At 71.9% G+C, this 20,557-nt stretch carries 21 protein-coding genes and 1 pseudogene; 5 read left to right on the top strand and 17 right to left on the bottom strand.

All coding sequences use genetic code 11. The features are described from left to right. Positions 1-74 precede the first annotated feature (74 nt). From ACZ6R6_RS37510 to ACZ6R6_RS37500, 3 genes are all read right to left on the bottom strand, one after another. Positions 75-1,103: an ABC transporter ATP-binding protein gene (locus ACZ6R6_RS37510; RefSeq protein ID WP_470101588.1), complete on the bottom strand. Its 1,029-nt coding sequence runs from the start codon at positions 1,101-1,103 to the stop codon at positions 75-77. Beyond that, complete coding sequence (gene modB, locus ACZ6R6_RS37505; RefSeq protein WP_470101705.1) at positions 1,100-1,870, bottom strand: molybdate ABC transporter permease subunit; 771 nt, start codon at positions 1,868-1,870, stop codon at positions 1,100-1,102. The genes ACZ6R6_RS37510 and modB overlap by 4 nt, the downstream gene beginning before the upstream one ends. A 113-nt stretch (positions 1,871-1,983) precedes the next feature. Next, on the bottom strand, positions 1,984-2,382 hold the full coding sequence (locus ACZ6R6_RS37500; RefSeq protein WP_470101586.1) for a TOBE domain-containing protein: 399 nt from the start codon (positions 2,380-2,382) through the stop codon (positions 1,984-1,986). 179 nt (positions 2,383-2,561) lie between these two features. Here ACZ6R6_RS37500 and ACZ6R6_RS37495 point away from each other — a divergent pair, with 179 nt between their 5' ends. Both ACZ6R6_RS37495 and ACZ6R6_RS37490 read left to right on the top strand, forming a co-directional pair. Then, a complete protein-coding gene (locus ACZ6R6_RS37495; protein WP_451931545.1) occupies positions 2,562-3,365 on the top strand; it encodes a helix-turn-helix domain-containing protein in 804 nt (267 codons plus the stop codon). Between the two features lie 126 nt (positions 3,366-3,491). Further along, positions 3,492-4,253: a hypothetical protein gene (locus tag ACZ6R6_RS37490; RefSeq protein WP_470101584.1), complete on the top strand. Its 762-nt coding sequence runs from the start codon at positions 3,492-3,494 to the stop codon at positions 4,251-4,253. 269 nt (positions 4,254-4,522) lie between these two features. Here the strand turns inward: ACZ6R6_RS37490 and ACZ6R6_RS37485 are convergent, their stop codons facing one another. The 10 genes from ACZ6R6_RS37485 to ACZ6R6_RS37440 all read right to left on the bottom strand — a co-directional run bounded on the left by ACZ6R6_RS37485 (position 4,523) and on the right by ACZ6R6_RS37440 (position 13,884). Beyond that, positions 4,523-5,425 (bottom strand): ABC transporter substrate-binding protein, encoded by a 903-nt coding sequence (locus ACZ6R6_RS37485; RefSeq protein WP_470101582.1) that lies wholly within the window; start codon positions 5,423-5,425, stop codon positions 4,523-4,525. After that, positions 5,422-6,573, bottom strand: a complete 1,152-nt coding sequence (locus ACZ6R6_RS37480; RefSeq protein ID WP_470101580.1) for an LLM class flavin-dependent oxidoreductase — start codon at positions 6,571-6,573, stop codon at positions 5,422-5,424. Before ACZ6R6_RS37480 ends, ACZ6R6_RS37485 begins: the two co-directional genes overlap by 4 nt. Continuing rightward, positions 6,563-7,705 (bottom strand): LLM class flavin-dependent oxidoreductase, encoded by a 1,143-nt coding sequence (locus tag ACZ6R6_RS37475; RefSeq protein WP_470101578.1) that lies wholly within the window; start codon positions 7,703-7,705, stop codon positions 6,563-6,565. The genes ACZ6R6_RS37480 and ACZ6R6_RS37475 overlap by 11 nt, the downstream gene beginning before the upstream one ends. Beyond that, positions 7,705-8,799 (bottom strand): ABC transporter substrate-binding protein, encoded by a 1,095-nt coding sequence (locus tag ACZ6R6_RS37470; RefSeq protein ID WP_470101576.1) that lies wholly within the window; start codon positions 8,797-8,799, stop codon positions 7,705-7,707. The genes ACZ6R6_RS37475 and ACZ6R6_RS37470 overlap by 1 nt, the downstream gene beginning before the upstream one ends. 37 nt (positions 8,800-8,836) lie before the next feature. After that, entirely contained in the window at positions 8,837-9,556 is a 720-nt protein-coding gene (locus ACZ6R6_RS37465) for an ABC transporter ATP-binding protein (protein WP_470101574.1), read from the bottom strand. Beyond that, on the bottom strand, positions 9,553-10,419 hold the full coding sequence (locus ACZ6R6_RS37460) for an ABC transporter permease (RefSeq protein WP_470101572.1): 867 nt from the start codon (positions 10,417-10,419) through the stop codon (positions 9,553-9,555). The genes ACZ6R6_RS37465 and ACZ6R6_RS37460 overlap by 4 nt, the downstream gene beginning before the upstream one ends. Positions 10,420-10,487: 68 nt before the next feature. Further along, entirely contained in the window at positions 10,488-11,528 is a 1,041-nt protein-coding gene (locus ACZ6R6_RS37455; protein ID WP_470101570.1) for an ABC transporter substrate-binding protein, read from the bottom strand. Between the two features lie 485 nt (positions 11,529-12,013). Next, positions 12,014-12,385, bottom strand: coding sequence for a DUF1801 domain-containing protein (locus ACZ6R6_RS37450; protein WP_470101568.1), 372 nt, complete (start codon positions 12,383-12,385; stop codon positions 12,014-12,016). Between the two features lie 120 nt (positions 12,386-12,505). Further along, positions 12,506-13,180, bottom strand: a complete 675-nt coding sequence (locus ACZ6R6_RS37445) for a DUF998 domain-containing protein (protein WP_470101566.1) — start codon at positions 13,178-13,180, stop codon at positions 12,506-12,508. Between the two features lie 194 nt (positions 13,181-13,374). Further along, on the bottom strand, positions 13,375-13,884 hold the full coding sequence (locus ACZ6R6_RS37440) for a cupin domain-containing protein (RefSeq protein WP_470101564.1): 510 nt from the start codon (positions 13,882-13,884) through the stop codon (positions 13,375-13,377). Positions 13,885-14,179: 295 nt separating this feature from the next. On the opposite strand from ACZ6R6_RS37440, the gene ACZ6R6_RS37435 reads away from it, so the two are divergent. Next, the gene (locus ACZ6R6_RS37435) at positions 14,180-15,448 is read left to right on the top strand and encodes an ADP-ribosylglycohydrolase family protein (protein ID WP_470101562.1); all 1,269 of its coding nucleotides are present in this window, start codon (positions 14,180-14,182) and stop codon (positions 15,446-15,448) included. 201 nt (positions 15,449-15,649) lie between these two features. Here the strand turns inward: ACZ6R6_RS37435 and ACZ6R6_RS37430 are convergent. From ACZ6R6_RS37430 to ACZ6R6_RS37420, 3 genes and pseudogenes are all read right to left on the bottom strand, one after another. Further along, positions 15,650-15,922 (bottom strand): annotated as a pseudogene (locus ACZ6R6_RS37430) (HNH endonuclease); the annotation flags it as partial. Positions 15,923-16,115: 193 nt separating this feature from the next. Further along, positions 16,116-16,622 (bottom strand): nucleotidyltransferase domain-containing protein, encoded by a 507-nt coding sequence (locus tag ACZ6R6_RS37425; protein WP_470101560.1) that lies wholly within the window; start codon positions 16,620-16,622, stop codon positions 16,116-16,118. A gap of 351 nt (positions 16,623-16,973) precedes the next feature. Beyond that, positions 16,974-17,408, bottom strand: a complete 435-nt coding sequence (locus tag ACZ6R6_RS37420) for a VOC family protein (RefSeq protein ID WP_470101558.1) — start codon at positions 17,406-17,408, stop codon at positions 16,974-16,976. A gap of 473 nt (positions 17,409-17,881) precedes the next feature. Here ACZ6R6_RS37420 and ACZ6R6_RS37415 point away from each other — a divergent pair, with 473 nt between their 5' ends. Beyond that, the gene (locus tag ACZ6R6_RS37415) at positions 17,882-18,100 is read left to right on the top strand and encodes a hypothetical protein (RefSeq protein WP_470101556.1); all 219 of its coding nucleotides are present in this window, start codon (positions 17,882-17,884) and stop codon (positions 18,098-18,100) included. Positions 18,101-18,231: 131 nt separating this feature from the next. Here ACZ6R6_RS37415 and ACZ6R6_RS37410 read toward each other — a convergent pair whose 3' ends face one another. After that, positions 18,232-19,239 carry a hypothetical protein gene (locus ACZ6R6_RS37410; RefSeq protein ID WP_470101554.1) on the bottom strand — a complete coding sequence of 336 codons (1,008 nt, stop codon included), beginning with the start codon at positions 19,237-19,239 and terminating at the stop codon, positions 18,232-18,234. A gap of 78 nt (positions 19,240-19,317) precedes the next feature. Here ACZ6R6_RS37410 and ACZ6R6_RS37405 point away from each other — a divergent pair, with 78 nt between their 5' ends. Further along, entirely contained in the window at positions 19,318-19,908 is a 591-nt protein-coding gene (locus tag ACZ6R6_RS37405) for a TetR/AcrR family transcriptional regulator (protein WP_470101552.1), read from the top strand. Positions 19,909-20,557: the final 649 nt, after the last annotated feature.

Below are 20,557 nucleotides of genomic sequence, written 5' to 3'. Positions count from 1 at the left end.
ACTGTCAGGCGACCACGCTGATCGCGCCAACCGTGAGGGCGTGGACGGCGCGGGGGGCAGGCCGTCACCCGCGCTCAGGCGGGGTAGGCGTGGGTCTCGGTGGCCTTGAGCGCCGCCCAGACCCGTCCGCCCGGGCGCAGGTCCAGCTCGGCGACGGCGGCGGCGGTGACGTCGGCGGCGGCCTCGACCGGGCCGGCCAGGAGCACCCGCACGTGGTCGCCGTGGCGCTCGACCCCGGCGATCGTCGCCTCCCAGAGGTTGCGCGGGCTGCCGTCGGGGCGGCTGCGGTAGAGCGCCACGGCGGACGGCGGGAAGGCGAGGAAGACCGGGCCGGCGTTGGACTCGTCCGCGTTGAGGGTGATGCCCTCCAGCCGTACGGCGTGCCCGTCGGCGACCCCCCGGTAGAGGTTCAGCCCGACCAGGCGGGCGACGTATTCGGTGCGGGGGTGGCGGGCCACGGCCGAGGGCGCCCCCTGCTGGACGACACGGCCGTTCTCGATCACGACGAGGCGGTCGGCCAGGACCATCGCGTCCAGCGGGTCGTGGGTGACCAGGACGGCCGCCCCCTCGAAATCCTCCAGGTGGTGGCGGAGCCGGGCGCGGATGTCCAGGCGGGTGTGGGCGTCGAGGGCGGCCAGCGGCTCGTCCAGGAGCAGCAGGCGGGGCCGTACGGCCAGGGCCCGGGCGAGGGCGACGCGCTGGGCCTGGCCGCCGGAGAGTTCGCGGGGCCGGGCGGCGGCGTGCTCGCCGAGACCGACCCGCTCCAGCCACTCCTGGGCGAGCTGCCGGGCCCGCTTCCTCGGCACGCCCTGGCAGCGCGGCCCGAAGGCCACGTTGTCCAGTGCCGACAGGTGCGGGAACAGCAGGTAGTCCTGGAACACCATGCCGATCGGCCGCCGCTCGGCGGGCAGCCGGTGGATCGGCTCGCCGTCGAGGTCGATGTGCCCGCCGGTGAGGGGCAGCAGCCCGGCCAGGGCGCGCAGCGCGGTGGTCTTGCCCGCGCCGTTGGGGCCGAGCAGGGCGACCGTCTCCCCCCGGGCGGCCTCCAGCTCGACGTCGAGGCGGAACCGCTGCCTCTCGACGACCAACCTGCTCCCGATCATGATGCGCCGACCCACCGTTCCCGCAGGCTGGCCAGCACGGCCACGGAGACCGCCAGCAGCACCAGGCTCAGCACGATCGCGGCCTCGGGATCGGTCTCCAGCGCCAGGTAGACCGCCAGCGGCATGGTCTGGGTCTGGCCGGGGAAGTTTCCGGCGAAGGTGATCGTGGCCCCGAACTCGCCCAGGGCCCTGGCCCAGCAGAGCACGGCCCCCGCCGAGATGCCCGGCGCGACCAGCGGCAGGGTGACCCGGGTGAACACCCGCCAGCGGGAGGCACCGAGGGTCGCCGCCGCCTCCTCGAACCGCAGATCGGCGGCCTTCAGTGCGCCTTCCACGCTGATGACCAGGAACGGCATGGCCACGAACGCCTCGGCCACCACGACCCCCGCCGTGGTGAACGGGAGCGAGAACCCCAGCGTCTCGTGGATCCACCGGCCGACCAGCCCGTTGCGGCCGAGGACCAGCAGCAGCGCCACGCCCCCGACCACCGGCGGCAGCACCAGCGGCACCGTCACCAGCGCCCGGACCAGCCGCCGGCCGGGGAGGTCGCCCCGGGCCAGCAGCCAGGCCAGCGGCACCCCGAGCAGCAGGCAGATCGCGGTCGCGAGGGTCGCGGTGACCAGCGAGAGCCGCAGCGCCTCCAGCACCTGCGGCTGCGCCAGCCGCCGCCCCATCGTCGGCCACGGGGCCCGCACCAGCAGCCCGGCCAGCGGCAGGACCAGGAACACCAGCCCCGCGACCGCCGGGACCGCCAGCACCCACGGCATCCGCCCCGGCGCCCGCTCCCTCACCGGGCCCTTCTCCCGCCCGGCGCGGCGGACCGCCCGGCCCTCTCCCCGGCCGGCGCCGTCCGGGTCAGTCTCAACGCGATCTCCAGTGGTCAGGGGGTCTCCGGCACTTCGACGACGACGGTGGTCGACTTCACGACCGCGACCGCGACCACGCCCGGCTCCAGCCCGAGATCGTCGGCCGACTGGCGGCTCATCAGGGACACCACCCGGAACGGCCCCGCGGCGATCTCCACCTGGGCCATCACGGTGTCCTTGACCACCTCGGTCACGATCCCCCTGAAGCGGTTGCGCGCGGAGGAGGCGCTGCCGCCCTGCTCGTCGCGGCCCGACTGGGCCCGCGCGAAGGCGGCCAGCTCGGTGCCGGGGATCAGGCGGTGTCCGTGCTCGTCACGCCGCGCGGGCAGCCGTCCGGCGTCGACCCAGCGGCGCACCGTGTCGGCGCTGACCCCGAGCAGTGCCGCCGCCTCGCTGATCCGGAACGTCATCACAGTCCATCACCCTATCCCCCGCAGTTTCCACCCCTGACCGGCGCATACCTCAGAAGGTGTGAGGCATCCCGCTGCCGGCGGCTCGCATCTGCCATGGCGGATCCGGACCGGGGGCATCACGGTTCCCATTACATGGACGGTAATGGTTTTACAGATCAACGCCGATTATCGTGTGATTCGTGACCTCCACCAGCGCGTCCCGGCCGGTCGGTGAACTTCTGCGCCAGTGGCGGGAACGCAGGCGGATGAGCCAGATGGATCTCGCCATCCAGGCCGACATCTCCACCCGGCACCTGAGCTTCGTGGAGACCGGCCGGTCCAAGCCGAGCCGGGACATGATCCTGCACCTCGCCGAGGAGCTGGACCTCCCCCTCCGCGAGCGCAACCACCTCCTGCTCTCCGGCGGGTTCGCGCCGGTCTACGCCGAGACGCCGCTCAACTCGCCGCAGATGGCGTCGGTCAGGGAGGCGCTCGGCCAGGTGCTGAGCGGTCACGAGCCCTACCCGGCGGTGGTCGTGGACCAGGGCTGGAACCTGGTGGACCGCAACGCCGCCACCGGCGTGCTGCTGCGCGGCGTCGCACCGGAGCTGCTCGTCCCGCCGGTCAACGTGCTCCGGCTGAGCCTGCACCCCCGGGGGATGGCCCAGCGGATCATCAACCTGGGCGAATGGCGCGCCCACCTGCTGCACCGGCTGCGCCGCCAGATCAGCCTCACCGCCGACCCCGACCTGGACGCGCTCTGGCGCGAGCTGGACGGCTACCCCTGCGACCAGCCGGAGCCCGAGATAGAGCGGCCGGGCCCCGGGGACATAGTGATCCCCCTGCGCCTGCGCCGCGGCTACCGGGAGCTCGCCTTCTTCAGCACGATGGCGACCTTCGGCACCCCGCTGGACATCACCGTCGCCGAGCTGGCCATCGAGGCGTACTTCCCGGCGAACCCCGAGACCGCCGCCTACCTGCAGCACCAGCACCACCCGGACTAGGCGCCCCCACCGGGGCCCGGGCCGTCGGCGACGAGGCCCGGTTCCCCGCCGCCCCGGACGGGCCGGACCCCGGCCGGAGGTTGATAACCTGCCCGGAGTCCCCCTTTTCACGACTGCGGGGGCGCCATGTGGGCATGGTTCTCGACGGAGATCGTGGCGGCCGGGAAGCTCCGGCTGTTCTGCTTCTTCGTCTCCTTCATCGTCACGTTCCTGTTCATCCGGATCAGCGTGCGCCTGATCCGGGCCCAGGTCAGATGGTGGCCGGGGAACGTGGCGCCCGGCGGCATGCACATCCACCACGTCGTGTTCGGCCTGGTCCTCATGTGCGTGGGCGGGATCAGCGGGCTGGCGGTGGAGGACAGCACCTCGGTCTCGGCGGGGCTGCTCGCCGCGCTCTTCGGCGTCGGGACCTCGCTCGTGCTGGACGAGTTCGCGCTGGTGCTCCATCTCGAAGACGTCTACTGGACGCAGCAGGGCCGCCTGTCGGTGGACGCCGTGTTCGTCGCCGTCGCGCTGTGCGGCCTGGCCCTGCTCGGCGCGAGCCCCCTGGAGCTCGGCGACGTGCTCACCCCCGGCCCGGACGGCAAGGTCCTGTCCCGCACCGAGATCGCCCTGATCGTCGGCGGCAACACGCTGCTGTCGCTCGTCAGCCTGGCCAAGGGGAAGATCTGGACCGGCCTGCTCGGGATCTACCTCACCCCGCTGGCCATGGTCGGCGCGGTCCGGCTGGCCCGCCCCGGCTCGCCCTGGGCGCGGCGGCGTTACCGGCCCGGCTCGCGGAAGCTGCGCAGGGCCGAGTGGCGGGAGAAGAAGATCCGGGACCCGATCGAGCGGGTGAAGATCGGCTTCCAGAACTTCGTGGCCGGCCGCCCGTCGGCCAGACCGTGAGCCGGCCCGCCGGCGGACCTCCCACCCGCCGGCCCGGAGCCAGCCGGGTGTGGCTCCGGCCTTCCTGAGCAGGCCCAGGATCAGGTTCACCTCCTGCCCCATGACCCTGGCCGCCTGCTCGGCGTCGCCCCGCCGTACGGCCTCCACCAGGGACGCGTGCGCGTCGGCGCGATGCCCTCCTTCCGCTACCGGCCCGTGCACGAACGGGTCCAGGTGCCGCTGACCGGCCGACGTGTCGGTCCGGGTCCACCGGCCCGGGGCGGAGCCCGTCACTTGATCAGCTTGGCGAGCTCCGGGTCGACGGCGTCGGCGACGGTGACCTCGCGGTCGATGAGGCCGTTGGCGTGGAAGAGGTCGGCGGCGCGCTGCTGCTCGGCGACGAACTCCTCGGTGACCGGGTTGAGCCCGAAGGGCCGCTTGCGCAGGGCGTTCTCCCAGTGGTCGACGTCGCCGCCGTCGTCGGCCGCGAACAGCTCGGCCGCCTCGCGGTAGTTCTCCTGGACCCAGGCGTCGGACTCCTGGAGGGCGGCGACGATCGCGGCGAGCTCCGCGGGCCGTCCCTCGGCGAAGTCACGCCGGGTGAACCAGAGCGAGCGGTGGCTGAACAGCCCGTCGGTGGCGACCAGCTCGCGGACCGGCGCCTGCGCCTCGACCTTGCTGAGCGAGGGGTAGGAGCCGACCCACGCGTCCACCTCACCGTTGAGCAGCAGCGCCCCCGCGTCGGTACCGGCGTCGACGGGCACGATGTCCTTCCAGCTCAGACCGGCCCTGTCGAGGGCGAACAGCAGCAGCGTGGTCTGCCAGGAGCCGTGCCCGAGCGCGACCCTCCTGCCCTTCAGGTCCTCAAGGGAGGTGATCGGCGAGTCCTCCGGCACCACCAGCCTGCCGTTCTCGTGCCGGGAGCCGGAGACCGCGACGTAGACGATGTCGTGCCCCTTGCCCTGGGCGGTGACCGGCGGGGTGGAGCCGGTGCCGATGAAGTCGTAGCCGCCGTCGAACAGGTGGTCGCCGTGGACCGAGGGCAGCCCGTCGGTCGGCGCGGGCCTGTCGCCGTCCGGGAGGGAGCGCAGGTCCACCCACTCCACGTCGGGGATGGCGCGCTCCAGGATGCCGCGGTGGCGCAGCACCCACAGGGAGTTGTTGTGGGGGAAATATCCAACTCGGACGCTCATGAGGGGGTCCCTTCCAGTAGTGGTGATCCGATACGGAGGTCGTGGCCGCGCAGCAGCGGGAGCACGTTCTCGCCGACCCGGTAGGCCTCTTCCAGGTGCGGCACGCCCGCGAGAATGAAGGCGCCGACGCCGAGGCCGATCAGCTCGTCCAGCCGTTCGGCGACCTGCTCGTAGCTGCCGACCAGGCCGAACGCCGGCCCGCCGCGCAGCAGGTGGAAGCCGCCCCACACGTTGGGGGTGACCTCCAGGTCGCGGGGGCCGCCGATGGTCCCGGTGACGAACGACTGGCTGCGCTGCCAGCCGATGGAGTCGCCGGTGGCGCCGCGGAGCACGGTGGGGTCGATGTTGTCCCAGCCCCGGCGGATCTCGTCCCAGGCCTCCTCCTCGGTCTCCCGGGCGAGCACGTCGACGCGGACGGCGAACTTGGGCGTGCGGTCGCTGTTGGCCCTGACCTGGTCGAACTTCTCGGCCAGCGGCTGGAACGGCTCCAGCCAGGACAGGTAGTAGTCCGCGTGCCGCCCGGCCGCGTCGATGGCCGCCCTGGACGAGCCGGAGAAGTAGATCTCCGGGAAGGGCTGCCCGGCGAGCCCCTCCGGCAGCCCCGCCCCCTCGACCCGGTAGAAGCGCCCGTCGAAGTCGAACGGTCCGCCGTCCCAGACGCCCCTGAGCACGTCGAGGAACTCCGAGGTCCGCGCGTAGCGGTCGTCGTGGCCGACCTTGTCGCCCCACCAGAGCTGGTCGGGCCCGCCGCCGCCGGAGATGACGTTGTAGACGACCCGGCCGCCGGTGGCCCGCTGCAGGCTGGCCGACATGCGCGCGGCCTGCACCGGGTGGAGGAACCCGGGCTGGAAGGCGATCATGAACCGGTAGGTCGTCGTCTCCCTGGCCAGGGTCGCCGCCGCCGCCCAGGGATCGTCGGTGTTGGGGAAGGACGGCAGCAGCCCGCCGACGAACCCCGACAGCTCCGAGGCGCGGGCGACGTCGCCCATGTGCTCAACGTAGCTGTAGCCGTCCCGCTGCCCGTCGCGGACGCCGGGGGCCAGACTGCCCGGCACCACCCGCGCCCACTCCCCCCGGCTGGCGACCCGTCTGCGGAGCGACGGCTGGTCGCCGTGCGTCCCGATGCGCCAGTAGATGTCAACGGACATGAGCGCTCTCCTTCGCCAGCAGCGGCAGCAGCCGCTCGCCCAGGCGGTAGGTCTCCTCGATGTACGGCGCGGCCTCCAGGAAGAAGACGCCGACACCCCGGTCGATGTAGTCCCGGATCCCCGCGGCGACGGTCTCGAACGACCCCACCAGCCCGCTCCGGAAGGGACCGCCGGTCCCCGGGAGCCCGGCGGTCTCCGCCGGCGTGTACCGGGTGGCCCCCGTGGTGAAGGGGCCGAGGAGCGCCGTCCCGAGGGAACCGGCCGCCTCCGCCTCGGACGGCCCGGACGCCCCGGACGGCCCGGCGGGCCCGGCCTCCCGGGCGGGCCGCGACGGCGCGAAACCCCGCCACAGCCGGGTCCGCGGGTCGGGGTCCGGCAGGGTGGCCACCGTCCCGCCGTCGCGCCGCCACAGGCGGCGGGCCGCCTCCCACGCCTCGTCGTCGTCGTCCCTGGCGAGGACCGGGATCCGCAGGCCGTAGGCGACCCCGGGCAGCCCGGCGGCCTCGATGTCGTCCTCCGGGTCGAAGACGTGCACGTCGGCGTGGCGGGCGGACAGTTCGAGGGCCTCCTTCGAGGTGCCCGACAGGTGGATCCTGGGGAAGAGCCGTCCGGCGAGCGGCGGCTGGAACCCGCCCGCGAGCACCTGGTAGAAGCGCCCCTCGTAGGTGTAGCCCTCCTCGGACCAGACGCCCTTGGCCACGGTGAGGAACTCCTCGGCCCGCGCGTAGCGGTCCGGTCCCTCCAGGAAGTCGCCCTGCGCGCGGGCCGTGCCCCGGTCGAGGTCGACGGCGAGCTTCCAGTCGAGGCGGTCGGCGGAGAAGCGCTGCAGGGAGGCCGAGACCTTGGCCGCGTAGACGGGGGTGGCGATGCCGGGGTGGAACTCGGCGACCGCCCGGAGCCAGCGGCTCTGCCGGAGCACCCCCGCCGCCACGACCAGGGACTCCTCCCCCGCGGGGTCGAAGGGGGCCAGGGCCCCGTGGAAGGCCGCGATCTCCGCGGCCCTGCCCACCTGGGCCAGGTGGTCGAACGGGCCGTAGGCGCGCCGCAGGTCGGTGACGGGGCCCGGGAAGTCCGGCCGCGCGCCGCGCCCGCCGTGCTCCCGGCTGGGCAGCGTGATCAGGAACCTGGCCATCAGAGCGCCGCCCCGTCGAGTTCGGGGGCCGCGCCGGGCCCGCGGCCGCCCCCGCCCTGGGACGGCACCGACAGCCCGTCCGGCAGCTCGCCGGACTGCCAGGCCAGCCGCTCCCGGGCGGCGGCCAGCGGCTCGTGCGCCACCCAGGAGTCGATGTCCACATCGGCCGCGAGGAAGCCGTGGAGCAGGAGGAAGTCCTTCTGGACCTTCAGCAGGCCCAGCCGCTCCGGCGACAGGTCCGGGTGCAGGCTCTTGTGGAAGTCACCCCGGTAGGCGGTGGCCACGCCCCGGGCTCCGGAGCGGGTCTCGGCCTCCAGGAAGCCCCGCACCGCCTCCAGGTTGCCCCCCGCCCAGTCTGCGGCGCGCAGGGTCTGGGTCAGGAAGTTCACCACCAGGTCCGGGTGGTCGGCCAGCAGGTCCTCGTGCACGGTGATCGGCCGCGGGGTGCCGTTGTTGACCCGGGTACGGAGGTCCGGGTGCGCGTCCAGGTCCACCGCGACCACGGCGTCCACCTCCCTGGCCTGCTCGGCCGAGCGCGCCCCCTTCACGTAGACCGCGTCGACCTCGCCGCCGGCCAGCTCCCTGATCCCCGGCCAGGACCAGGCCCGGCCGGCCCCGTCCCGCCCGACCTCGGACTCCGGCTGGTCCACCTCGACGAACGTCACGTCGTCGAAGGTGAGCCCGGCCGTCGACAGCGCCCCCTTGATCCCGTGCAGGGCCATCGCCCGGGGGAAGCTCCGCGCCCGCGTCCCCGCCCAGCGCGGCAGCGCGATCCGCGCGCCGCGCAGGCCCCGCGCGCCGGTGATGCCGGAGTCCGGGCGGACCAGGATGGACTGCCACTCCTCGATCCAGGTCAGCCCGATCAGCCGGGTCCTCGCCCCCTCCGAGCGCGCGGCCAGCGCGGGAACGTTCCCGCCCTCGCGGAACAGCCCCAGGAGACGGTGGTCGAAGTGGTGCTCGGCCAGCTCCGGCCCGGCGTCCTGCAGGACCCCGACCTCGCCGAACTCCTCGTGGAGCCAGCCCAGGTTGTAGGCCAGGCCGCTGGCGGTGGGCACCGGGCAGCGGGTGAACCAGATCTTCTCGATCGTTGACATGTGATTCCTCCGTGCTTCGGAAGCGCTCGCGAGCGCTTCAGTGCGGGGCGCCGGTGACGCCGAGGTGGGACAGGAAGAGGCGCCGGTGCGCGATGAAATCGGGGTCGTTGCGGTCACGGGGGTGCGGCAGGTCGATCGGCTGCTCCACCGCGAAGGAGCCCTCCCGCAGCACCACGACCCGGTCGGCCAGCCGTACGGCCTCGTCCACGTCGTGCGTGACGAGCACGACGGCCGGCCGGTGCCGCTCGCACAGCTCGGCGACCAGCTCCTGCATCTGCAGCCGGGTCAGCGCGTCGAGCGCGGCGAACGGCTCGTCGAGCAGCAGCAGCTCCGGATCCCGGACGAGCGCCCTGGCCAGGGCGACCCGCTGGGCCTCCCCGCCGGACAGCGTGGCCGGCCACGCCCCGCCGTACCCGTCGAGACCGACCTCGGCCAGCGCGGCGAGACCCGCCTCGCGGGCCGAGCGGGGCAGCCCGAGGGTGACGTTGGCCAGCACCCTGCGGGCCTGGACCAGGCGTGGCTCCTGGTAGACGGTCGTACGGCGGCGCGGGGCCAGGACGGTCCCCGCGTCGGGCAGTTCGAGCCCGGCGAGGATCCTCAGCAGCGTGGTCTTGCCGGTGCCGCTCGGCCCCAGCAGGGCGAAGAACTCCCCGCGCCCGATCTCCAGGTCGATCCCGGCCAGGACGGTCTTGACGCCGAACGCCTTGCGCAGTCCCTTGATCCCGACGGCGGCGCCGGTGGCCGTGGAGGCGCTCATCGGGCCGCCACCTGCCCGCGCCACGGCATGGCCAGCCGTTCGACGCCCCGGATGGCCAGGTCGATCGCCAGACCGAGCACCGCGTAGATCACGATGCACAGGACCATGTAGTCGCTGCGGTAGTACTGCTGGGCGAGGGTGACGAGATAGCCGATGCCCTCGGTGGCGCCGATCTGCTCGGCCGCGATCAGGCCGGTCAGCGAGACCGACAGGCAGATGCGCAGGGCCATGAGGATGTTCGGCAGCGCGGTCGGGATGATCACCCCGAGGGCCAGTCGGGGACCGGTGAGCCCGAATCCCCGGGCGGCCTCGAGAACCTTGCGGTCCACGCCGCGGACGCCCAGATAGGAGTAGGCGTACATCGGACCGGCCGCGGCGACCGCGATCAGCACCACTTTGAACGTCTCCTCCACGCCGAACCAGGAGATGAACAGCGGGACCAGGGCGAGGAACGGCACCGCCCGCTTCATCTGCATGACCGGGTCGACCAGCTCCTCGCCCAGCACCGACAGGCCCGCGACCACGCCGAGCAGCAGGCCGAGGCCGCCGCCGGCCAGGACGCCCAGCCCGGCCCGCCGCGCCGAGGCCAGCAGGTAGTCGCCGAGCTGGCCGGTGGCGACCAGCTCGCCCAGCGCGCCCAGGACGGCGCCGGGTCCGGCGAGGACGACCGGCGGGATGGCCCCGCTGTCCGTGCCGTACCACCAGGCGGCGACCAGCAGCAGCGGGACCGCGGCCCTGATGGCGACGGAGACACCGGGGTGGCGGCGGCGCGCCCCCAGGTAGCGGGGCGTTTCGAGCGCCGACGGCGCCTGCCGCCCCCGCTCCACGACGGCCCGCCGCCCGGCGGGAGCCCCTGCCCGCACGGGAGCCTCCGGGGCGGGGGCTTCTCCCGTCAGGGGTGCGGGGGCCGGCCGGGGGACCTTTTCGAGGGTCATGCCGCCGGCTTCAGGGTGAAGATGACGTCGCCGGGGTTCACCGCGGTGGGCAGCACGCCGTACTTCTGGAAGATCCCGGCCACGTCGGTCACGAACGCGCCGTCGGCGGCGGTGGCCGGCCGCGGCACGTTGGCGTACCTGGCCTTGGCGACCTCCTCGGCCAGCCGGGGTCCGGAGACGGCGGTCGGCCCCTGGGTGAGGAAGACGTTCTGGAACCTCTCCGGGTTCTGCTTGGCCTCGGCGGTGAGCTCCTGGAGGACCTTGAGGTAGACGCGCACCGCCTCGGGGTGCCGCTGGAGCAGCTCGGTCCGGGCGGCCTGCATGTTCAGGTCCTGGTCCTTGAGGTCCCGGCCGTGCACGATGACCCGCGCCCCCTTGGCCACCGCCTCGGGGTAGGCCCGCACGATGGCCCACCAGGCGTCCACCTTGCCGGTGGCGAAGGCCGAGGCGCCCTGGTCGGGGTTGAGGTATACCCGCTTGACCTGGTCTGCGGGGATCCCCGCCTCCTGGAGGGCCAGCAGCAGCAGATACTCCCCGCGCCCGCCCTTGTTGACGGCGACCTGCTTGCCGACCAGGTCCTTGACGCTCCGGACCGGGCTGTCGGGCCTGACGACGAGCCCGTCGGTCTGCGGCGCGGCCGGGTCGGTCACCGGGTCGGTGAAGGAGAAGATCTTGATGTCCTTGCTGTTGGCGAGGTAGCCGAGGACCGGCGAGATGGCCCCCTCCAGCACGTTCACCGACCCCGAGCGGACCGCGTCGATCGTCGCCGTGAACGAGGCGTACGATCCACCCCACTCCACCGTGGCCCCCACCTCGGCCAGCCGCTTTTCGAGGATCCCCTCCTTCTTCGCCACCGCCAGCGGCCCCGCGTTCCCCGGATCCTTGATCTTCAGTACGGCCCCGCCCGCCTTGCCTCCCGCGGCGGCCACCGCCGTCGTCCTGCCGGTGTCGGCGCCCCCGCAGGCCGCGGTGAGGGCTGTGAGCGAGAGCGCCGCGGCCACGACGGCGGCGCGCGTCCGTCGACGAGATGTCCACATGATGATTGGCCCCTTAAAGATCCGAGAGTGAGGACGCGCATGCCCGGGACGGTGCTGACGTGCTGCGGGCGTGCGAGGTGAAACGTGCGGAGAGCAGGCAGGAGACCTGCGGAGCACGCGCTGAGGAGGTGCGGGACGCGTGCGGAGCACGCGGGAACGGTGGAGGCGGAGGCTCGGCGCGGGAGACGGAGCGCCCTCACGGACAGAGGCTGCTGTCCAGGCGCATGAAGTCGACGACCCGCCGGAGGGTCAGGGGGACATGCGGCACATTTCCTATATTTCAGGTAGGTTTAATCCAAGTCAAGTCCCGGCCCGCATGTTGACACCGTCCCCGGCCGTCGCCCGCCCGTGTCCACCGCCTGAACCCGGACGCGGAAGAGCGCCGGATGAACGGTCCTCCCGTTCATCCGGCGCTCTTCCGCCGCCACCCCGTCTCCGGGCGGTCGCTGGTCGTCTCCGGGTCAGTCTCCGAGTCGGTCTCCGAGTCAGTCGCCGGTCGGCGCCTCCAGGTCGCGCGCCTCGTGGAGCCAGGCGGTGAACAGGTCGGAGTCGATGTCGGCCGGGGTGCGGAGCTTCACACCGGCCATCGCTCGCGCGTTGGATTCGAGGCGGCCGGACGGGTCGGCGATCTCCTGGCCTCGCCAGAACCCGAAGGTCACGTAGGCGGAGTACGCCTTGACGTAGCAGACCGGGGACTTTCCCGGGGCCGAGCCGAGGCTCCACACCGGGTGCCCCTGCCAGACCGCGCCGGCCCCCGGCAGTGCCGCCTCGATGAGCGGCAGGAGCTTGTCGGTGATCTGGCGCTGGGCCTCGGGGAGGGAGGCGAGGTAGTCCTGCACGGTGGCGAACTTGGCCATGTCGGTGTCCTTCCTGGTGATGCGGGATTCAGGGGCTGGTGCGGCCGGTGCCGGCGGTGCCTGCGGCGGGCTGTCCGGCGAGGGGATCCAGAGGCTGCCGCGGGCTCTCCGGCAGGGGATTCAAAGGCTGCGGCGGTAGCGGGCGGCGACGGTGGAGATCCAGAGCATGGCGGTGATGGCGCCGACGGCCAGGGTCAGGGAGCCGGCCTTGCCGCCGGTCATGGCCCAGCCGTTGCCGAGGAGGAGAGCGGTGCCGGCGAGGTGGGAGGCGATGGCGTGGCCGCGGTCGCCGGTGCGGTTGAAGTGGCGGCCCAGGATGTAGCAGGCGGCGATGAGTGCGGCGAAGGCGATGGAGCCGGCGGCCATGTGGCCGTAGCTGTGCCAGGTGAGTGCGGTGGGCATGCCGTAGGGGGTGCCGGTGGGGAAGCCGTCGGCGGGGTCCATGACGAGGATTCCCGAGGCGATCATGCCGATGCCGTTGATCCGGATCAGCCGGGGTGCCCAGGTGCGTGCGGAGGTGGCGGGCAGGGCGCGGCGCAAACCGCCGGCTCCGACGACGGTGAGGATGCCGGCGAGGATGAAGTTGGTGATCTGCAGCCAGCCGAGGGAGCCGTTGCTCAGCGCGCTCAGGGGGTGGCGGGTCAGGTCGAAGCCCTCGCGGGTGGCGGCCTGGGCCAGGGAGACGATGGTCCACAGGGGGGCCGCGACGGCCGCGCAGGTGAGCAGGGAACCGGTGGCGGCCGAGGCGGCCGACGCGGTGGTGGGGGTGGCGGCGGGGATCTGGATGGCGGTCATGGTGGCCGGTGCCTTTCTCGGGTCCGTCTTGTTCGGTTCTCACCCATACGTCGATCCGGAGATGCGACAGGGAATGCCACCATTCCCTGTCGCATAAGCCATCCGGCCCGTCGCCGCCTCCGACAGCGCCCGCCCGGCCGGCCGCCTGGCCTCGTCCGGCGCGCTCATGACCGGGGTCGCGCCGTCCCCGTCCCTCAGACCCAGTAGCTGTCGTGCCGGACGAAGAACTCGGCCCGCTCCTCCTCGCCGAGCTGCGCCAGCCCGGCGAGCCCCTCGAAATACCCCTCGCGCGGCGCGCCCGGCGCGAACAGCATCAGCATCGACGCCGGCTCGCCCGACTCGTTGCGGAAGGCGTGCAGCCCGCCCACCGGGACGTAGAGGAAGTCCCCGGCGGTCGCGTCGGTCCAGCGCTCGCCGTCGAACAGCCGCACCGTCCCGGACAGGATGAAGAACGACTCGGAGATCGTCCTGTGGAAGTGGGTGCTCGGCCCGCCCGGCTCCGGCCCCATGTCCACCCGGTAGAGGCCGAACTCGCCGCCCGTGGACGCGGTGGTGGCCAGGTAGTGGGTCGCCGTACCCGCGCTCACGGCCGGTCCGGCCGTCACGATGCGCTCGGACACCAGGTCGGGCGGGGTACCGGCGGGCCTGAACACCGCGTTGACCTCGCCCTTGTCGCCGGAGTAGCGGGGTGGTGGATAGGACATCTCAGCTCCTCGGACTCATCCGGAGTACGGCCCGCGGCACGCCTGATACGGCGCCCGGCGTGGAATGTGCGGGCTGCGGCGACTTCAACGGTTCACCGGTCCGTCTGGACTCAGCCGTTCACAGAGCGCCGCGGGTTCAGCCGTTCACAGGTCGGCCAGTCCAACACCGTGAACACCACTCCGGCCGTAGAGTTCCGCACATACGCCGATTTACTCCGATCACTTTCAACCTGTTATCCCCTGACCGACGACAGACGCCCCGCCCGTCCCCGGCGGGAGCCGGAGGACTGCGACCGTGCACCGTTCCAGCGATGACCTGCCGGATTACCGCGGCCGGGTGCGGGGCTGCCTGCTGGGCGGCGCCCTCGGCGACGCGCTGGGAGCCCCGGTCGAATTCGAGTCGATCCAGCGGATCCGCAGGCAGTACGGCGCCGCGGGCCTGACCGGGCCCGTCGCCGACTGGCGCGGCAGGATCGGCCTGATCACCGACGACACGCAGATGACGCTGTTCACCGTGGAGGGGCTGATCCGCGGAGGCGGGACCGCCGCAGGCGCACCGGCCCACGGAGACGAGACCACCGTGGAAGAGCCGGCCCGCGGAGGCGGGACCGCCGCAGGCAGACCGGCCCACGGAGACGGGACCACCATGGAAGAGCCGTCCATCCGGGAGGAGGTCGCCGCCGTCCGGCGGGCCTACCTGCGCTGGCTGGACACCCAGCAGCACCCCTCCCCTCCCCCGGCGGACGACGTTTCCCCGACGGATGGCGTCTCCCCGGTGAACGGCGCTTCCCCGAGGGACGGCGGGTTCCGCACCGGCCGGCTGCGCGAGCAGAGGTGGCTCTACTCCCGGCGGGCCCCGGGCAACGCCTGCCTGTCCGGCCTGCGGCACGGCCGGGCCGCCGTCCCCGCGCCCCTCGGCGAGCCGGGACCGGTCAACTCCGGTTCCAAGGGCTGCGGGACGGTCATGCGCTCGGCTCCCTTCGGGCTCCGTCCGCGCGGCGCCCGGCACGCCTTCGAGCTGGCGGCCCGGTGCGCCCAGATCACCCACGGCCACCCCACCGGCTACCTCGCCGCCGGCGCCTTCGCCGCCGCCGTCCACTTCCTGATGGAGGGCGAGCCCCTCCCGCGGGCCGTACGGAAGGCGACGGACCTGCTGGAGACCTACCCCGGCCACGAGGAGACCAGCCGGGCGCTGCGCGCCGCGGTGGCCCTCGCGGCGGAGGGCGACCCGAGCCCGGAGAAGGTCGAGTCGCTCGGCGGAGCCTGGGTCGCCGAGGAGGCCCTCGCCATCGCGGTCTACTGCGCCCTGGTGCACCCCGGGCCCGCCGACCTCCGGCAGGCGCTGCTGCTCGCGGTCAACCACTCCGGCGACAGCGACTCCACCGGAGCCGTCTGCGGCAACCTCCTGGGAGCCCTCCACGGCGAAACCGCCCTCCCCGCCGACTGGCTCGCCCACCTGGAAGGCCGCGAGACCATCGCCGGACTCGCCGACGACTTCGTGGCCCGGTCCGCCGAGGGGCACCGGGTCACGGACGCGTGGCTGGAGAAGTATCCCGGCGGCTGACCCCGACCGCGGCCGGCGAGCTCCGCGGGTTGCGGCCGTGCGAGCTCCGCAGGTCGCGGCCGTGGAGGGAGATCCGGCCGGTCACGGTGATCGGTCCGGGGCGGTACCGCATCCGGTCGAGCCGGTTCTCCGCCGACGTGCCGGGCTCCTCGACGGTGTGAACCGTGAAGCCGACCAGGCTCCTGCCGACGCGCCCGATGCTCAGGCGCTCCGGGCGGGCGCGCGGAAGACCTGGCGGCCGTGCCAGTCGATGTGGCCGGGCTCCACGGCGTCCATGCCCGGCTGCGGGTCGCGGGCGGGCCGTCCGGCCAGAGACAGCACCATGTCCCGTGCCGAGGCCGACCGGCCGACGAACCTGGCCGAGACGGTGATGGTGCGCTCTGCTGTCAGGCCCAGCACGCCCTTGTCGAACAGCTTGTGGTGGATGGCGCACAGGCACAGCCCGTTGGCCAGGTCGTCGGGGCCCTCAAAGGCGGGGTCCCAGTACGGGGTTGAGGAACCTGCGGACAGCCGTTAGCACTGAGAACGATCATGGAATCTCAGCGCTGACGGGCTGACGGGCTGACTAGACACAACATCAGCTCTGTCCAGTGAAGACCGCCCAGCGCCCGCTTTCGCTTGATCACGGTGGAACGGGCGTTGGCTACCCGAAGCGTACGCGCGCGGTTCAGAGCCGGGGCGCAGGGCGGCGATGTGTGGCAGGGACCCCGAACCCGTACCTTTCGCCGAGAGCACGAACGTCCTCAAGATCTTTATCCTTGGGCGTGTACGCCGTCTTGAACCTGAACATCCATTCAGCAGCGATGCACCGCACCTCTTGCCCGGCGATGACACCCGTGCCCGTCAGGGAGTCCTTGGGGTACTCGATCCCGTACGTGTTGTTGCCCTGGTCGTCGAACTCGAACACGTGGACATCAACCGTGCTGCCGCTGCCGGCCGCAACGACGTAGTTCCAGTCAGTCGCGTCCTGTCGTGGCTGCAGCACGTAACCCCACCGTGCGAACAACTCTTTGAGACGCTGCGCGTGCTCACGGGCGACGGCGATGTCGAGGTCAGCGTGTTCGCGGGTCTGCTTGCCGAGAAGTGCGTCAACACACCACCCGCCATCGATCCAGACAGGGACATTCTCGGCGGCGAGGTCGCTGTAGATCGCGAGGACTTCGTCGGCGTTCACGTGTACAGCGTAATGGGCACGCCGACCTGGGCTGGGGCCCTGGGAGGTTTCGAGGGCCGCGCTAGATCCCGCATTGTTACCCACCATCGCATCGGCTAAAGACCGCCCAGCGCCCGCTTCCGCTTGATCACGGCGGAACGGGCGCTGTTATCTCTCACCAACATTTCGTCCGCTGTTGATCTTCAACCGCTGCCAGAACTCACCTACAAGCGCTGCCCGTTCGCACCAACAAAATCACAGCGCTTCATCATCTCGTGATGCTGGTCGAGAAAGCGATCGAGGTCAGTATGCTGCGGAGCGATTCGGGACATGTGCGCCCGTGCTGGAGGAGTCTCCCTGCCTCTGCCAGCCTCAGGCCGAGGCTACGGCGACGCAGAACTCGTTGCCCTCCGGGTCGGCCATCACAACGTGGTGCCCGTCGAACTCCTGCAGGACGGCCCCGCCCGCCTTCACCAGCCGCTCAGACTCCGCCTTGATCCGCGCCCACCGCTCACCGGCACTGCCGTGTCCCGGCACCCGAACATCGATATGAAGCCGGTTCTTCGCCGTCTTCGGTTCGGAGACCTTGAGGATGGAGAGGCGGGGGCCGACGCCGTCGGGATCGCAGAGCCACGCCCCGTCGTCCTCGGATTCGTCCTCCGGCAGGTCAAACTGCGCGAGCCACTCCTCGCGGGTTTTGAAGGGAGCAGGCGGCGGCTCGTCAATATAGCCCAGTGCCGTCTTCCAGAAATCGGCGAGGAGTTGTGCGTTAGCGCAATCGAGGGTCAGATCGATTTTGGCTGCCATGACAGGACCGTACTGCACACCGCTGACAGCTACCGCCGTCACCAGTGCTCGTGATCACCCGAAGAACGTTGACCGACCGTCGTGGACATGAATTCTATGAATCGTCGCAGTTCAGAGCCGGTTCACGAGCTTCTGCGGCCGGTAAAGCCGGACACGATCCACGTGGCCCGAAGATGCTCCATCTCCTGCAATGTCCAGACCCGCGTCCCCCCTCGGGGGATCCACGCTTCGAGCAGCGACGTCGACGCCGCAGTAGCCGAGCAACAGCTCCAGCGCCCTGCCACCTCCCGCCACGGTCGTTGAGCGGGCATAGCGCTGCCGCGCCCCCTGGGGTTCCGGTAGCAATGAAGAAATTTCCAACGGATATGCCGCCATTACTACCGAGACCCCTACACGTCCTCACCCTGAATGACGCGTTCGTCCTCAAGTTGAATGTCCGCGAACACACGGCGCGTAGCGCGCTGTTGGCCGCTGTGAAGTCCGGTACGACCAGCGTGGCGGAGGTGTTCGGCCGTAGCGGCAAGGAGTTGGTGAAGAAGACCCGGGTGGCACAGGTCCTTCGAGCAGTTCCCGGTTACGAGTCGGCGCGGGTCGCGGCGCTGATGGCCGTGTCGAGGGTGGTTGAGAAGCGCCGGGTCGGCGGACTGACCAAGCAACAGCGAGAACGTCCGCTGCAGGCGCTGGCCGGCTGATCGCCGAAGATCAGCCGGGTGTGGGCCTCATCCACCCCGATGGGGCCCGGCAGGGCGACCCGTGCCTGACAGACCCATCATGAACTAGATCATCTCATGGGTGCGCCGTCCGCGAATCTCGATCTGCGGAGTCAGCGATCGTCTCGTGCGTCGGCGAAGGTGGCGCCGATCTCCGTCATCCGCTCGGCCGCGTAGGCGGGGTCGATCAACGCCTCGGGGGTGTGGATGCCGGGCGGCACGGCGTCCCCGCGCAGGCCGAGCAGCCGTTCGACGCCGAGGGCGACGCCGAGTGCCGTCAGGGGGCGCTGCCCCTCCGGGTGAAGGAGGTAGCGGCTCGTCCTGAGCGGCGCGCCCGCGCGATCCACGCCTTCGAGGTCGATCCTGATCTCAGTGGAAGCGGGTCCGCCGCGGCGCCGACCCGCGGATTCGCCGATCGCGAACGCGAAGCGGACGTTCGGCGCGCCCGTCGCGACAGCCAGGCTCGGCACGTCGAGGATGGGGACGATCTGGGCGGGCAGGACGGTGCCGTCGACGCTGGTGACCTCCGTCCGCGCGTCGGCGCCGCTGACCCAGCGGAAGACGCCGTCGCGGCGGACGTGTCCCGCCGAGGTGGCGGCCAGCAGGCGTGCCATGTCCGTCATCGCCGCGGGCCCCCCGCTGTCCTGTTCGTCCAGTACGCCACCGACCTCGATGGTGTCGAGCCGGTCGAACTCCCTGGCGAGGCCGAGCACCGCGAGGACGACGAGCCCGGCATACCAGTGGCTGGCCAGCAGGATCGGCGCCGCGCCGGCCCGCTGACCGCCCGCGACGACCTCGGGGCCGATGTCGATCAGACCGCTGGAGATGCTGACGTACGGCAGCCCGCGGTCCTGGGCGTAACGCAGTCCGTGCAGATGGCTGTCCCACAGCGCCGCGACGACGGCCGAGTAGCCGTCGGCGCCTCGGAGGCCGAGGTCGCTCCGCTGCAAATCGATGGTCACGGCCGTCGCGGCGCCGAGCTCGCCGGCGACCCGGCGGGCGCGGCCGAGATCGCGGCCCGCGATCGTCAGTGGTAGTTCCGGATACCACCGGCGCAGGACGGCGGCGGTTCCCGCGCCCGCCTGCCCCGAGCCGCCCATGATCAGTACCGAGTGCTCCACGGTGATGTCCTCTCGCTAACCTACATTCTGTAACTTACATTTTGTAGCTTATGCTGGGTGGCAACGCAAGGGAGGACGATGACCACGGGATCGGCCCGGCTGTCCAAGCAAGCCAGGCGGGAGCAGCTGCTCGACACCGCACTGACGATCGTGCGCGCCCAGGGCACCGACAGCCTCACACTGCTCAGCCTGGCGGAGGCGGCCGGAGTGAGCAGGCCGATCGTCTACGACCACTTCGGCACCCGTCCCGGCCTGCTGATCGCGCTCTACCAGCGGCTCGACGAACGACACCGGGCCGCGTCGGAGGAGGCCCTGCGAGATGCCCCGGCCGTGCCCGGCGAGATCGCCCGCGTCCTGAGCGCCGCCTACTTCGCCTGCGCCACCGACATGCCGGAGTGGAATGCCGTCTCCGCCGCGCTTAAGGGCAACCCGGAGATGGAGGCGATCGAGCGCGAACTGCTCGACGACTACACGAACCTGATGGCCGCCGCGCTGCTGCCTTACTCCGGCCTCACGCCGGAAGCTCTCCGGCTGCGCTGCGCCGGCGCACTCGGCGCGGCCGAGGCGATCGCCGCGGAGCTGAACCGGGGGCGGGTCACCGTCGCGGACGCGGTCACGGCGCTGACCGACCTGATCGTCGGCGGTATCGGCGCCGGGACCCGGGTCTGAGACGGTCCTGGGCGTGGCGGTGCTGTGGAGGTATCGGGCGCGTACCGTGCAAACGGTCGCCCCGGCGGGCACGGCGCGCCCAGCGTCGCAGGGTATGCAGACAGTGGACGTCCTGGTCGTGGGGGCGGCCTGACCGGCGGCTGTGCACGCCACCTACGCACGCGTTCAGCCGCCGGCCAGCGAAGGGCCCCTGGAATCACGGGATGCAGTGGAGCCACGCCATATGCCTAATACGGCCTGTCGGTAAGGATGTCCCCACCAGCCGCCATCTGTTGCGTTCCAGCAGATAGATTGCGCCTCTCGATGATGAGCACCTGACCTCTGCCCCAGGGGTGAGCTGAGGTCGGCCCGGCGCTCCCGCTGCTGCGGCCGCACGGTGGCCGGGTGCTACAGCCGGCTAACGTCAGGCGCCAGGCGGCCCCGCTCGGGCAGCGTCCGGCGGTGGCCCTGGTGACCGTAGCTGGAGATGACCACCTGCAGCGGGCAGACGCAGCCCTCGGGCCTGGTGATGACCGTCTCTGTGCGCTCGGCTTAGACCCGGCAACGGGACCAGGCCTAGTACTACAACAACATATTGTGATGCCTTAGTCTGACCGTATGTCGAGCGTGGTGACCGCCGAGGACCTTCAGGCATGGATGGCTGGCCTGG

Source organism: Streptosporangium sp. NPDC048886 (assembly GCF_055586905.1).
This window is presented reverse-complemented; position numbering and strand designations above follow the sequence as displayed.

Coding starts and splice junctions, on each gene's coding strand:
- ACZ6R6_RS37405 (WP_470101552.1), top strand. CDS start 19,318: ATGACCACGGGATCGGCCCGGCTGTCCAAGCAAGCCAGGCGGGAGCAG.
- ACZ6R6_RS37475 (WP_470101578.1), bottom strand. CDS start 7,705: ATGGCCAGGTTCCTGATCACGCTGCCCAGCCGGGAGCACGGCGGGCGC.
- ACZ6R6_RS37450 (WP_470101568.1), bottom strand. CDS start 12,385: ATGGCCAAGTTCGCCACCGTGCAGGACTACCTCGCCTCCCTCCCCGAG.
- ACZ6R6_RS37510 (WP_470101588.1), bottom strand. CDS start 1,103: ATGATCGGGAGCAGGTTGGTCGTCGAGAGGCAGCGGTTCCGCCTCGAC.
- ACZ6R6_RS37445 (WP_470101566.1), bottom strand. CDS start 13,180: ATGACCGCCATCCAGATCCCCGCCGCCACCCCCACCACCGCGTCGGCC.
- ACZ6R6_RS37490 (WP_470101584.1), top strand. CDS start 3,492: ATGTGGGCATGGTTCTCGACGGAGATCGTGGCGGCCGGGAAGCTCCGG.
- ACZ6R6_RS37485 (WP_470101582.1), bottom strand. CDS start 5,425: ATGAGCGTCCGAGTTGGATATTTCCCCCACAACAACTCCCTGTGGGTG.
- ACZ6R6_RS37465 (WP_470101574.1), bottom strand. CDS start 9,556: ATGAGCGCCTCCACGGCCACCGGCGCCGCCGTCGGGATCAAGGGACTG.
- ACZ6R6_RS37470 (WP_470101576.1), bottom strand. CDS start 8,799: ATGTCAACGATCGAGAAGATCTGGTTCACCCGCTGCCCGGTGCCCACC.
- ACZ6R6_RS37420 (WP_470101558.1), bottom strand. CDS start 17,408: ATGGCAGCCAAAATCGATCTGACCCTCGATTGCGCTAACGCACAACTC.
- ACZ6R6_RS37440 (WP_470101564.1), bottom strand. CDS start 13,884: ATGTCCTATCCACCACCCCGCTACTCCGGCGACAAGGGCGAGGTCAAC.
- ACZ6R6_RS37480 (WP_470101580.1), bottom strand. CDS start 6,573: ATGTCCGTTGACATCTACTGGCGCATCGGGACGCACGGCGACCAGCCG.
- ACZ6R6_RS37455 (WP_470101570.1), bottom strand. CDS start 11,528: ATGTGGACATCTCGTCGACGGACGCGCGCCGCCGTCGTGGCCGCGGCG.
- modB (WP_470101705.1), bottom strand. CDS start 1,870: ATGCCGTGGGTGCTGGCGGTCCCGGCGGTCGCGGGGCTGGTGTTCCTG.